This window comes from Alteromonas aquimaris (assembly GCF_026183695.1).
GTDB lineage: Bacteria > Pseudomonadota > Gammaproteobacteria > Enterobacterales > Alteromonadaceae > Alteromonas > Alteromonas aquimaris.
On the sequence record NZ_JAPFRD010000002.1, the window covers coordinates 500541 to 513262 of the forward strand.

The 12722-nt window shown below is 44.8% G+C and carries 9 protein-coding genes; 5 read left to right on the top strand and 4 right to left on the bottom strand.

The window, feature by feature from the left end:
* The first annotated feature begins 193 nt into the window (after positions 1–193).
* The 4 genes from hupB to OPS25_RS02400 all read left to right on the top strand — a co-directional run bounded on the left by hupB (position 194) and on the right by OPS25_RS02400 (position 8174).
* Positions 194–466 carry a nucleoid-associated protein HU-beta gene (gene hupB, locus OPS25_RS02385; RefSeq protein ID WP_169209556.1) on the top strand — a complete coding sequence of 91 codons (273 nt, stop codon included), beginning with the start codon at positions 194–196 and terminating at the stop codon, positions 464–466.
* 269 nt (positions 467–735) lie between these two features.
* Positions 736–2622, top strand: coding sequence for a SurA N-terminal domain-containing protein (locus OPS25_RS02390; RefSeq protein ID WP_265616044.1), 1887 nt, complete (start codon positions 736–738; stop codon positions 2620–2622).
* A gap of 654 nt (positions 2623–3276) precedes the next feature.
* Positions 3277–4512 carry an exonuclease subunit SbcD gene (gene sbcD / locus OPS25_RS02395; RefSeq protein ID WP_265616045.1) on the top strand — a complete coding sequence of 412 codons (1236 nt, stop codon included), beginning with the start codon at positions 3277–3279 and terminating at the stop codon, positions 4510–4512.
* Complete coding sequence (locus OPS25_RS02400) at positions 4509–8174, top strand: SbcC/MukB-like Walker B domain-containing protein (RefSeq protein WP_265616046.1); 3666 nt, start codon at positions 4509–4511, stop codon at positions 8172–8174. The genes sbcD and OPS25_RS02400 overlap by 4 nt, the downstream gene beginning before the upstream one ends.
* 360 nt (positions 8175–8534) lie before the next feature.
* Here OPS25_RS02400 and OPS25_RS02405 read toward each other — a convergent pair whose 3' ends face one another.
* The 3 genes from OPS25_RS02405 to OPS25_RS02415 form a co-directional block, all read right to left on the bottom strand.
* Complete coding sequence (locus OPS25_RS02405) at positions 8535–9608, bottom strand: alpha/beta hydrolase-fold protein (RefSeq protein ID WP_320411945.1); 1074 nt, start codon at positions 9606–9608, stop codon at positions 8535–8537.
* A gap of 524 nt (positions 9609–10132) precedes the next feature.
* Entirely contained in the window at positions 10133–10828 is a 696-nt protein-coding gene (locus OPS25_RS02410; RefSeq protein WP_265616048.1) for a hypothetical protein, read from the bottom strand.
* A gap of 192 nt (positions 10829–11020) precedes the next feature.
* Positions 11021–11617: a TetR/AcrR family transcriptional regulator gene (locus OPS25_RS02415; protein WP_265616049.1), complete on the bottom strand. Its 597-nt coding sequence runs from the start codon at positions 11615–11617 to the stop codon at positions 11021–11023.
* Positions 11618–11706: 89 nt separating this feature from the next.
* Here OPS25_RS02415 and OPS25_RS02420 point away from each other — a divergent pair, with 89 nt between their 5' ends.
* Entirely contained in the window at positions 11707–12165 is a 459-nt protein-coding gene (locus OPS25_RS02420) for a cupin domain-containing protein (RefSeq protein ID WP_265616050.1), read from the top strand.
* 86 nt (positions 12166–12251) lie between these two features.
* Here the strand turns inward: OPS25_RS02420 and rpsT are convergent, their stop codons facing one another.
* A complete protein-coding gene (gene rpsT, locus OPS25_RS02425) occupies positions 12252–12515 on the bottom strand; it encodes a 30S ribosomal protein S20 (protein WP_265616051.1) in 264 nt (87 codons plus the stop codon).
* Positions 12516–12722: the final 207 nt, after the last annotated feature.

The following is a 12722-nucleotide window of genomic DNA, read 5'->3' on the forward strand; positions in this document are numbered from 1 at the left end:
CTTTAAACTTGTGTTACCTTTACCGGGTACTCGCTTGAAGCCTTGTCACAAAAGGGATAGCAGCGAATCATAAAAAGTTAATAAATTGTAACTGATTGCTTGATGTTAGTTGTCAAGCTTGTTATAACGTCTCTGGCACTATACTTTAGTGGTAGGACAATTAGTATAATAACAATCGAAGGGGATCATAATTGTGAACAAGTCTCAACTTATCGACCAAATGGCTGCTGGCGCAGATATTTCTAAAGCTGCTGCGGGCCGTGCATTAGACGCTTTTACAGACGCTGTTACTTCAGCGCTTAAAGATGGCGATCAGGTTGCACTAGTAGGTTTCGGTACTTTTTCTGTTCGTGAGCGTTCAGCTCGCAGCGGTCGTAACCCACAAACTGGTGAGACTATCCAAATTGCAGCAGCGAAAGTTCCTTCTTTCAAAGCTGGTAAGGCATTGAAAGACGCTTGTAACTAAGCTTCAATTTCAAGAAAAAGGCGATGGCTAAGGCTGTCGCCTTTTTTATTTAGGCATTGTTAAAAATAAAACGTGCCAGATGCTTGCTGACCAACGTTTTACCTATACCTCTATTAGGGCTTCTTTGTCATGTGGCTCACTATGCACAATGGTATAAAGACTTCGCGTTTAACTGCGTAAATGAGTTATAATTTTGCCTAATTTTTGTCTGTCTTCGCAATGACAGCGAAAATAGATATTTCGAGAGTAATGGAGTTTAAAGTAAAGTCATGCTAGAAAAAATCAGAGAAGGCTCCCAAGGGCCCTGGGCGATGGTAATAATCGGTCTGGTTGTGCTGAGTTTCGTATTTGCCGGGGTTGGTAGCTATCTGACCTCCTCAGGTGGTACTGCTGCTGCAACTGTGAATGGTGAAGAGATCAGCCAACAAACACTTGAACGAGCTTATCAGAACCAACGCGCACGAATGGAAGCTCAGTATGGTGAAGGGATCTCCTCACTGTTTGCCAGTGAAGGGTACACAGAACAGTTCAGACAGAGCGTGCTAGAACGCTTAATCGGCGAAAAGTTAATAGAGCAAAAAGCCAAAGAGCTGGGTTTGCGGGTCAGTGATAAGCAAATCCGCGACTCCATTTTAAAAATGCCTGAGTTTCAGGTGGGCGGTACGTTTAATAATGAACGTTTTCAGGGAATACTTCGTCAAAATGGATTCAAACCCGCCGACTTTCGAAATTATCTCCGTGTCGAATTAACTCGCGAACAATTAACGCGCGCGCTAACCGCGACGTCGTTTACGTTACCTAGCGAAGCGGAGCAGACGTTTCTTTTACAGCAGCAAACACGTGATGCTCGCTATCTTCAAATTGAAGCAGCCCCCTTCGCCAAGGACGTTGAAGTCAGCGAAGATGATATAAACAATTATTATCAGGCTAATATTACTGCCTTTGATACTGAGGAACAGGTAAAATTAGCGTATGTACTGCTTTCTGTTGACGAGCTTAAGCAAGATGTAAGCGTGTCTGAGGATGAAATCAGTAATTGGTACGAAGAGAATAAAGGGCGATTTGTTGCGGAAGAACAGCGTCGGGTTTCTCATATTCTGATTGAATTTGGTGAAGATCAGGATAAAGCCAAACAGGAAGCGCAGAATCTACTTGCCCAAATTAAAAGCGGTGAAGACTTTGCTGCACTTGCTAAGCAGCACTCAGATGATACATTTTCGGCAGAAAATGGCGGGGATTTAGACTTTATTTCAGCTGATATGATGGACCCCGCGTTCGATAAAGCCGCCTTTGATCTCAAAGAAGCAGGCGATGTCTCAGATGTTGTTGAAAGCGATTTTGGTTATCACATTATTAAATTAACCGAGCTTAAACCTGAAGCGGTGACGCCATTGGAAGAGGTACGTGAAACCATTAAAGAGCAGCTTGCTACAGATAAGGCGACAGAGAGATTCTTCGAACTGCAAAACCGCATGGCAGAAGTCGCGTTTGAAATGCCTGACTCCTTGGAAGAAGTGGCGAACGTTGCAGCAACAAACGTTCAAACAACAGAGTTGTTCACGCGTAATACCGCTCCAGCCCAATTTAACACCCCCAATGCAATAGAAGTGGCGTTCTCTGATGAGTTAATTCAAGACCGCGTTAACAGTGATATTATTGAATTAGATGATAGCACTGTAGCGTTTTTCCGGGTGGTAGCTCATGAGCCTCAGCGAACTCAGGAATTAGCTGAAGTACGAGAGGGTATTGAAGCGACACTGCGCGACCAAAAGGCTCAAAAAGCAGCGGAAGCGTGGGCATTAGACGTGGCGGAAAAATTGAATGCTGAAGAAGATGTAAGCGCGATGCTGAATGAGCAAAATGTCGAGTGGCAGACAGCGGAAGGGGTATCTCGTCAAGGCGGTCAGCTAGCCCGAAATATGGTAGATACGTTATTCAGTCTTTCAATGGAAGGTAAACGCAGAGATGTCACTTTGTTAACTTCCGGCAACGTGGGACTGGTGGAGTTAACAAAGGTTAATCATGCGGACAAACCAGACTCAGCAACGTTGGCAACATTCCGCCAGCGCTTAGCGACCATGGAAAGCCAACAAACTTATCAAAGCTTTGTCGACGCGCTCCGAGCTGATGCTGAAGTAAGTATCAACAAAATTTAGTCGTTTACCTCGTTAACTTGAGTTTATTTTAAAAGGTCAGTTTCATAACTGACCTTTTTTTATTGTTACCTATCAGTCTATGGGTCTGTTTGTAGGCTGAGCAAGTCGGGGAGCGCGGTCGTAAGATTCAATGGGGAACGGCAAGTCGTGTTCTTCCATTTTAAAAAAAACTACAGGGTGGGCAAAATTAGCGTGACCTAAAGCGCAAGATTTTTAATGTGTGAGAAACAGCATAAGTGTATAAAACAAACCAATTACCGAAGAAATTACGAAAATATAGATAAAGCCTTGCTTACCTTGGTCCAAGGTATAGTTATTAGCCTTTAAATAGCCAATCCATAATAAACTTAAAATTAATGGAATAAGTACGATAATTCTAATCAAAACCCGCCCCTGTTCACGTGTATAGGTAAAGGTTACCCCAGTACACATTTGCTTGAAAGTCATTTATATAAAACATCAATAAACAAGTTCGCTTGAACTGGACGACATTAATTCGTCAAAGTTACGTTGTGCTATTGCTTCGAAAAAGATTGGCTAGAAGAGCCACATTTTGAAAGTGGCGTGTGATAATATTCTTCAGCTTTGCAGTTTCTGCTAAGTGACCCGACCGCACTGTTAAACAACTCTTTTCGGACTGCAATAATAAACACAATGAAAATACTGCATACATCTGACTGGCATCTAGGGCAAAACTTTTTTACAAAAAGCCGTAAGGACGAACACCAGGCATTTATTTCTTGGTTACTTGAACTGGTGGCAGCGGAAAAGATAGATGTGGTCCTTATTGCAGGGGATGTCTTTGATACTGGCGCTCCACCCAGTTATGCCAGGGAAATGTACAATCAGTTTGTGGTGGATCTACAAAAACTAAATTGTGTGTTAGTGGTCTTAGGCGGAAATCATGATTCAGTTTCAACCTTAAACGAATCCAGGCAACTCCTTGCTTGTCTGAATACGTTTGTGGTCGCCAGTACCGGTGGGGAACTAGATAAGCAGGTTTTTTCACTTCCCAACAGAAACGGTGAGGTAGGAGCAATACTCTGTGCGGTACCTTTTATTCGTCCCCGGGACGTGCTGCAAAGTCAGTCAGGCGAAACGGGATTGGAAAAGCGTCAGGCTTTAGGTGAAGCGATAAAGCGTCATTATCAACAGCTTTTCGAGCTAGCAATTAAGCGCAAGCAAGTGCTTGAACTTGACGTCCCTATTATAGCCACCGGCCATCTTACTGCATTAGGTGTGAGTCAGTCAGAAAGCGTGAGAGACATCTATATTGGCACGCTAGACGGATTTGCCGCGGACGGGTTTCCTCCGGCAGATTATATTGCGCTGGGTCATATTCATAAGCCGCAAGTCGTCGCACGCTCAGAGCATATCCGTTATAGCGGCTCTCCTATACCCCTTAGTTTTGATGAGCTTAATACGCAAAAACAGGTCATGCTGGTAGAATTTGCTGGTGCCAGTCGCAAAGCGTTGACGCCTGTTAACGTGCCAAGCTTTCAACCCATGGCCGTATTAAAAGGTAGCCTGACGGAGATCCAAGCCGCACTAACTGATTTTAAAAACACAGCTGAAGGTAAGCCAGTGTGGTTATGCGTGGAGGTGGATACACAGGATTACCTGTCCGATTTGCAGCAGCGTGTTCAGGCAATGGTAGAAGGGTTAAATGTTGAAATTCTGCAACTGCGGCGCAGTCGAAATCAGCGACGTCAATTACTCGCCCAACAACAGACCGAGACCTTGGCAGAACTGACTCCTCATGAAGTATTTGAAAAACGCCTCGAGATGGAAAATTTTGAAAGTAGCGATGAGATAGCAAAGCGCGCTCGCATTTATCAGTCGTTTGAACAAATTTTGTCTGAAGTACAGCATCAGGGGGCGGATGAATGAAAATTTTGTCACTGCGGTTTAAAAACCTGAATTCTTTGAAAGGGGAGTGGAAAATTGATTTTACGCGCGCGCCGTTTAATGAAAATGGATTATTTGCCATTACCGGTCCCACCGGCGCGGGTAAAACAACACTTTTAGATGCAATTTGTCTGGCGCTGTATCATCAAACTCCGCGATTGGGTGCAATTTCAATATCGTCAAATGAGATCATGAGCAGGGGTACTGCAGAGTGTTTAGCTGAGGTCGAATTTGAGGTGAAAGGGAAGGCGTATCGGGCTTTCTGGAGCATGCGCCGCGCCAGAGGTAACGCGGATGGCAATCTTCAGCCGGCAGACACTGAACTGGCAGAGGTCGCAACAGGCACTGTGCTGGCCACCCAGGTCAGGCAAAAAAATGAAGCGCTGGAAGCGCTGACAGGCTTGGATTTTGGTCGCTTCACCAAATCGATGATGCTGTCACAGGGCGATTTTGCTGCGTTTTTAAACGCCAACGAAGCCGACCGCGCTGAACTACTTGAAGAGCTGACGGGGACCGAAATTTATGGGCAAATTTCTCGCCGTGTACACGACCGTCATGCTGAAGAAAAGCGGGCATTACGCGAACTCAATGTTCAAGCGGAAAGCTTTCAGCTACTCACAGCGGAGCAAAAGCAGCAACTTCAAAACCAACAACATGACCTTTTATCAAAGCAGAACGTACTGGACGCGCAAATCAGCCAGGCACGTGCACATCAACAGTGGTGGGAAACCCTGACGCTTGCTGAACACAAAAAAACTCAGGCAAAAGCTCGCACAGAGCAGGCTGAACAGGCGTTGGATAAGGCTAAAAGCAAGCTTAACAGGCTGGCAAGAAGCGAGCCTGCGGAACGCTTGCGTATGCCTTGGACGTTGCTTAATACCTCGCGTAATGAACTTGAAAAACTAAATAAGCAGATTGACGAAAAGCAACGGATAAAATCCCAACAACATACACAGCTGGAACAAGCCTCTGAAGCGTTGCACCAGGCCGACAGGGCGATGCAGACTGTCAGACAACAAGCAAAAGCGCAAGAACAGCTAATTAATGAGAAAGTGCAGCCGCTGGATACGAAAATTGATGCGTTAAATAGTAAGCACACCGACAAACAACGAGATCTGCAGCGACTCGATATGCAGTCAGCCACGCTTAAACAGCAAATGCATGAAATTAAGAGCGAACTTAATCAGCTAAGTGCACAACACAAGACTGCTGCCGCGTATATCGAATCACATCAATCTGATGCATTGCTGGAACAGCATCTCAATGGTTGGGCCGTGCAAGTGCAGCAACTCATGCAAGAACGGCAATCGCTGGATGAAATGACTGATGAAGTGACAAAGCTCACTGAACAGCAACAGCGCGACGATGAAAAAATTGGCACCCTTAACGAACAGTTACACTCACATGAAAAAAAGATGCTTGAGTGTCAACAGCGGGTTGACGAGCAAGCGCAGCGGTGGCAGCAGGCAGGCCTGGCCGATGAAGAGACGCTGACCGCCAGTCTAAATAGCCTCCACTCCCGTTGGCCTGCGTTTCACCGAGCGCAGTCAGTTCAGCAAGCCTATCTTAAGGTGGAGGATGAGTTTAATTACAATAGGACCCAATTAGCAACGTTAACCAGAAATGTTGAAACGCTCACGCAAACCAGAACGAAATGCATGGAACAATTTCGTCAGTATCAGCAGCAAATCAATGACCTGAACATGTTAATTAGTCAGGAAGAGCAGTTGCAGTATTATCGTCAGCAACTTCAGCAGGGAGAGGAGTGCCCATTGTGCGGCGCGTTAGAGCACCCTAAATGCCATGGCGACGTAGTCAATATTCCTCACGCTGTGCAACGTCGTGCTGATGCTGAAACAAAATTCAAACAGATCGAAGAAGAAGGCAAGCATGTACGCGCCGAACTGGACGCAAATAACCGCCATCTGCAGGAGGTCAACACGCGCCTGTCGGCACAGGAACAAGAACTGAATAAAATGCGTGTTTCCTGGCAGGAGTCACTCAAACAGTTGCAAGCCAATGTGCAAATAAGTGATACCGAAGGCTTGGCGGCGATTGAAGTAAATCTGCACACACAATCGCAAGACGTTGAAGCGCAGCTTAAATTATTGCGTCAATTGACGAAGGACGCTCAGCAGGCAAAAGAAAATCTCACTCAGGCTGAACGGGATTTGGAAAAAGCAGGCAGCGAACTGAAATTGCTCAGGCAACAGGCGCAAACCACACTCTTAAATCTTGAAAAAATAATCTCGCAACAGGCAAATAAAATCCAGAAGATCGGTGAGACTGAAAAAGCGCTGCTTTTTGAAATTAAAGAAAATGGGTTTGAGCCGACATTATCAGAGTTGGGTGCGTGGATTGAGCGCAAGCGCGAGGATGTGGTCGAGTTTCAAAAGCATAACGACAACATGCAAACTCTTAGCAAGAAAATGTCGGTCAAACAAACTGAACATAGTGCTATTTCCAGACAGCTCGATGCGCTCAATGCAGAGCTAAAACAAATGCGCCTTGAGTCTGACTCATTAGCAGAGGAAATAGCGACCCTAAATCGAGAACGTTTTGCCCTGTTTGGTAATTCAGTCGTTGCCGATGCACGTTTACAGTTAAACGAGAAAGTGGCGCAAGCTGAGCAAAAAAGAGAGGAACAGTATCATCTAAGCAAAGCAATTGAGCAGTCTTATGCTGACGTTGTTACATCACTTAATATTCTGCAAACAAGTTTCACAGAACAGCAGATGACTGTAGAAGAACAGCAGCAAAAGTGGCAAGCCTTGCTAAGCCAAAGCTCTTTCGGGTCTGAGGCTGAATTTGAGCAGGCTCTGCTTCCTGAGGACGAGCGTAATCGGCTTGCTACGCTAAGAAGCGAACTGGTCGAAGCCCGGCAAAAGGCGCAAACGTTACTCGATGAAGCAAACGACCAGGTCGCGAATTTGCGCGATCACGAGCATGCCCCACAATGGGAGAGAGAGCCAGCAAGCTATGTAGAAGAGAAACTGCGTAAGCTGAATCAGGAAAAAGAGACCCTGCTGAACCAGAAAGGGCAGATCGATCAGCAATTAATAAATGATCGCAATCAACGTGAACGTCTTGATCAGCTCACTGAGCAAATTCAAACGCAACAACAGAAGTACGATGATGTAACTTATTTGCACTCACTGATAGGCTCAGCTAACGGTGATAAATTCAGAAAGTTCGCTCAGGGCCTGACTTTGGATAATCTGATTTACCTCGCAAACAAGCAGTTAGACCGCCTGCATGGTCGCTATTTGCTGAAACGCCGCGATGGCGAAGGGCTGGCATTAAGTGTCCTGGATACCTGGCAAGGAGATGTGCAACGGGATACCAAAACCCTTTCTGGCGGTGAAAGCTTTCTGGTTAGTCTGGCGTTGGCACTCGCATTATCTGATTTGGTCAGTCACAAAACCAGTATCGACTCACTCTTTTTGGATGAAGGGTTTGGCACGTTGGATGCTGAGACGCTGGATATCGCTTTGGATGCGCTGGATAACCTGAATGCAACCGGCAAGATGATCGGGGTGATCAGTCATATTGAAGCGATGAAAGAGCGTATCACTACACAAATTAAAGTTGCGAAAAATAGTGGAGTAGGGGTGAGCCGGCTTGATGCGCAGTTTAGTGTTTAGCATTTGACTCGACACTTTCGGTTGCAGAAGAGATGGGCAACTAATGACAAATTGCCGTCGTTAAAGGTGCATCTTCGAAGAGTCGTCATTCCCATAGAAATGGGCACCTCAAAAACTGTTATCGTAACTTCAAAAAGAGCTACTCAACATTACAATTGGACGAAACAGATCTCCGCATTCGCGGAGATGACGTTCTTTGAGGACCGCTCCTCGTACACAAGAGACTGTCAGGTTTGATCGCGCTCTGTTGTTAAAAATGCCAGATTAAGTGGTGACTAATCCAGAATAGATTTTGATGCTGAAATTCGCATTTCCCATCCTATCTACGTGCAATCGTGGATCTATACGAGCACGCCGGTTCTATTTTTCTCTTGCAAGTCGACTTAATTCATTTTGGTACGTTTGTTGTAGTTTAATATCGGCTGTCGTCAGTTCGATAGCCTTTTTATAATTTTCAACAGCGCGCTCTGTATTTGCAGACTGACTATGCAACTTTCCAAGGGCTGCGTATAGGCTATGGGCGTCTGGTAACTTTCGGATACCGGCTTGTAATACTTCAATAGCTTTTTCTGACTCACCCAATGCAAGGTAGGCATTGGCAATTCTCTCAAACCAGAATTCTCTTTTGTAATAATGTTCGACGAAACCGTCAAAGCTTTCTTCCAGAATTTGGAACAGGGGTAAGTTGTTTTCTTTTAACGCTTGGTTCAAAAGGTAATGTTTCGTATCGTCATGGATATTTTTACTAACGCCATAACGCTTACCTCTTTTTGCGTAATGCTTTTGTAAAGCTGGTAAGCCACCGAAGTCTTCGAATTCTTGTAAACTGTAGAACCGTAATGGCCCATAATCTGAATAGTAGCTCAGTAAACCATTGTCAATCGTTAGCAGTGGGGTGGTGTAATGATCTTGATGAGCAAGCAGATGGTATTGCAAATTAACCGACGCGTTTTTCGCTGATGTTACAGCTTGCTGAAGATCAGACATACCTGCGGTAGACCATGTTTCCACTTCCGCTAATGTGGCGTAAATGAAATGCTGATGCGTAGGCTTTTGTAAATACTGTTCTATACGCTCTATTCGTTGATGATTAATATGCGATGGGCTTGCCATGAAGATGGCTTGAAATAACGCGGGATGGGAGGAAACGAGGTCGGGAACCAAGCCGCCAGCCATTTCCCAACCAAAATATAACCGTTCTTCAGATGTGCGGTAGTTTTTGTCAACCCACGGCACCAGTTCTTGTGCCAGAAACGCCATAAACGTCTCTCTTTGCGGATAAAGCCATTGTCGCCTTTTTTTATTATCAGTAGTTATACCAATCACAATCATCTCTGGCGTTTTATCCTGAAAGCGCAATGACTGTTGGTGAGCAACTGCATGTAAGAAATAGCGTTGACCATCAATAATATACATTACGGGATAGCGTGACAGCCCTTAGTCATATGATTCTGGTAGAAATATTTGAAGCGTTCTTTGCTCATTTAACAAAGTGGATGTAAAGGAGCGCTTTTCACCAATCACCAGCGGACTGGCGTGAGCGTTCAACGCGACAAGGCAGAGAATAACGAATGTGAAACGAGCGCTAACTTTATACATGGTATTTTTACACTGAAAGTGAATGGACATTTTTCCACTATACTGAGGTGACTGTTCAGATAATAGGCAGTTCAACGTGCAGATTCTGTCATCAATCTTTTACTTAAGACACAATGAGATGCAGTAGCCGACGAGCTCGAATTGGAAAGGTTTAAGATTCTGGTGAACTTATTTTCGATCTATACTTATTTGATTGAGTGACGCAAAGCTTTCGCAAAAATAATGAATCGATGTTAAATGACATTTATGCTGACCAAGCACTCGATATCGTGCATTTATATTAACTGCCTATAAATAGCACTTCGTTTATCAGTTATTGTTGCCAGATACACAGGCTGTATCCGGCAATAAACAGCTTGTTAGTGATGACTAAGTGAATCAGGACACTTCACCCGTGGATTCCAAGGAGCGAATAAGCCCGCCGGGTTATGTTTAAATAACCAGATATGTAAAGCATAATGTGGAGGGAAGCCATGCGCTTCATCCACCCAGAATGTGGATGGATTATCGTGCAGGTAGTAAAACTGCTGTTCATGAAATGTCGGCACATTATCCCAGTATCCTTCTCTTTCTTCGACATCTATCAGATGAGCAAAGACCACTTCTTCAACCGCAGCCAATGATAAGTTATCGCGACAACTCTTGTTGTTCATTAATTCATCCGTGGTGTAACTACATTGGGCGTTCGGCGATTTTGGAACATATACCAGCACACTGGGATTGTGGAAATCAAACTCTGGTGAACCAAAGTCTTGCAGATCTACCAGATGTATTCCCATGGCCCCTAGTTGGGAAGGGTGACCTTCCGATTCAGCCGTAGAACAGCCCGCCCCTAAATCTATCGAGCTGATATAGCCTGCCCCTAAAGCGTTCTCGATCTTTTTGAACTGGTTTGTGGAAGCGCGAATTTTCGCTAAGTCTGTGCTGCGTGCATGAAGGCTGGGCGAAGAACTCCCAGCGGAAGATGGGATGGAAATCATAAGACTGGCACTGCCTACTAGTATGGCCATACAAAGTGAGAGGGAATAGCGAGGTTTTTTCACTACTGTGTTCATTGTCTTTTCTCCAGGTAACCTGAGGATGAAAAGCGACACACAAACAGCAAATATGTCACATGTTGACACCAACTGTCATAATGTATGACAAGTTGCGGGATTTGGCAAATAGAGTGGAAAAATTTTAATGAAAAATTTCTTCCCCCCGTCGCCACCTTACGCGGTACCTCACTCATGCCTTAGTCTTAACGATTATTGACCGCGGCTTATGGGCACCGTTTTACATTGTAGAGTGAGGTGATTAATCGCTTGCTTAACTAACAATTGCGCACATTCTGTGGCCATTTGCGGGCTAAACTCAAAATACATGCGGTAATAACGCCAACTACTCGCGCTCATTACATATCGCAGATTGGCTGCGGTTTTTTTGATGTCCGAGGCTTTTGCATCAGGATATGATTTAGAGAGAAGTATCTCCAGAGCCGCTAAACGCTGCTTCGCTGAAGTCTTAATTATCCTTGGTAGCAGGTCGGCACTTAACAAAACCATTACTTTGCGGGGCTGGGCCTCTAACTTTTTATATAGAGTGGCAATGTAGTCTGTCAGGTCTTCAACGTTGTCAGGTACATCAGGTAAGGCTAAGTCGGAATAAAGCCTTGCCGTAAGGGCGTCCAAGAAGTCATCCCGCGTCTTAAAATAGCGAAACATCGTCCGTTGAGATATGTCTGCTTGTTCAGCTACCTTTTTGAAGCTAAGTTCGTGTATGTCGGTGTGCTCAAGCAGTTCACAGGCCGCTTCAATCAGCAGATTAACCGTAAAAGCGGCTTTTTTTTCCAGTAATGCACTCATAAAATATCGTTGTCATACGTTATGCCATGTTGACTTATTGTATGTTATAACCTACTTTTTATCTAGAGTCCGAGCAAAAAGGCAAAATAATGGCAACTTCTCCACTAATTAGACATGCTCAAGACGGTATCTGGCTGAATGTGTTGGGTATGCAAATCAAGTTTCTATGTACGACGGATGACACTCAGGGCCGTTACTCCAGTATGCTTAATACGGTACCGAAGGGGCTTGGAGCGCCGCCGCATCAACACCCGTGGGATGAAGCCTTTTATGTGCTCAAAGGAGAGGTTGAATTTACCTTAAATGGTGACCAGCATGTACTGAAGGAAGGTGACTATGTATTAGCACCAGCTAATGCGGTACATGCATTTAAAGGGCTGTCCGACCAGGAAGGCTTGCTCATTGCCTTTGAATCTCCGGGACATTCGCACCACTTTTTCCAGGAAATTAACGACAGCGTGAAGACACTTCCAGACGATTTAACTAAGATGCCTGACATAGGACAGCGCCATCAGGTTACATTTATTCAACCCGGCACCGCTGCTTAGTACCAGTTCACTAAAGCTGGGTTCTCATTCACATATAAAAAAAGCGCCCAAAGGCGCTTTTTTCAACTGCATGGTCTAAAACCAGCTTAGCTCATCGCTTTGATTTGCGCAGCTAAACGGCTCTTATGACGAGCAGCTTTGTTCTTGTGAATCAAACCTTTGGTAGCCATTCTGTCAAGAATAGGAGTGGCCGCGGCGAAAGCGGTTTGCGCGCTTTCTTTGTCGCCACTATTGATAGCCGCTACTACTTTCTTGATGCTGGTACGAGTCATTGAGCGACGGCTGGCATTATGCTGACGACGCTTTTCGGCTTGAATTGCACGTTTCTTAGCAGACTTAATGTTAGCCAAGGTGTAACTCCCAAAATAAATTCATGTCAAAAACGAGGGTGCGGATTATGCTTAGCAACTGAGCAAATGTCAAACTATTTCGCTGTTTTTATCACAGCACATCCACTCAGTGTATTTAAAGGTAATAATTTTCAAAAGAAAATCTCAAACCTGCCTGCATACGGCTTTTTCCTGTAACCGCCTTAAGCTATGATGAATGCCCAAAGC